Raw genomic sequence first — 703 nt, 5'->3', positions numbered from 1 at the left:
GCCGGGGCCCGCTCCGCTCGCCCGCGCGAGCGCTGCTCGTGGGGCGGGCCCCGGTCGTTTCGGGTCGTTTCCAGTTACTTTCCGTCGGCTGCCGCTCGCAGGGCCGCCACGTCGATCTTCTTCATGCCGAGCATGGCCTTCATGGCCCGCTGGCCCCGCTCGGAGTCCGCGTCGCCGAGCAGCTCCGCCAGGGCGGCGGGCACGACCTGCCAGGACAGTCCGTACTTGTCCTTCAGCCAGCCGCAGGGGCCCTCCTCGCCGCCCTCGGACAGCTTCGACCAGTAGTAGTCGACCTCTTTCTGGCTGTCGCAATTGATCAGCAGCGAGATGGCCTCGTCGAAGGTGAACTGCGGGCCGCCGTTGATCGCGATGAAGTCCTGGCCGTCGAGGGCGAACTCCACGGTCATGACCGTCCCGGCGGGCCGGGGACCGGCTTCCCCGTAGTACTGGACGCTCTTGATCTCCGAGTTCGGGAACACCGAGACGTAGAACTCGGCGGCTTCCTTGCCCTGCGTGTCGAACCAGAGATTGGGCGTGATTCGTGGCATGGGGGGTCTCCTGTCCTGTTGTCCTGTTGTCCTGTGCGAAGGGGGTACCCCTTCCGCCTACTGGGGTGTCACTTGCGCTGCGTCTTGCGGGTGCGGCTTGCGTTGTGGCTGGTCGCGCAGTTCCCCGCGCCCCTGTTGTGGGGCCGGGGGTGGGG

General features: G+C 67.7%; 1 protein-coding gene. It reads right to left on the bottom strand.

The genetic code is table 11. The features are described 5' to 3' along the window. Positions 1–74: 74 nt before the first annotated feature. Positions 75–548 (bottom strand): VOC family protein, encoded by a 474-nt coding sequence (locus K6I34_RS37730; RefSeq protein ID WP_229332508.1) that lies wholly within the window; start codon positions 546–548, stop codon positions 75–77. Between the last annotated feature and the right edge of the window lie 155 nt (positions 549–703).

Origin of the sequence: Streptomyces sp. UNOC14_S4 (assembly GCF_020740835.1) — a bacterium.
GTDB lineage: Bacteria > Actinomycetota > Actinomycetes > Streptomycetales > Streptomycetaceae > Streptomyces.
Note: the sequence above shows the minus strand (reverse complement) of the source record. Positions and strands in the feature narration are given on the sequence as shown.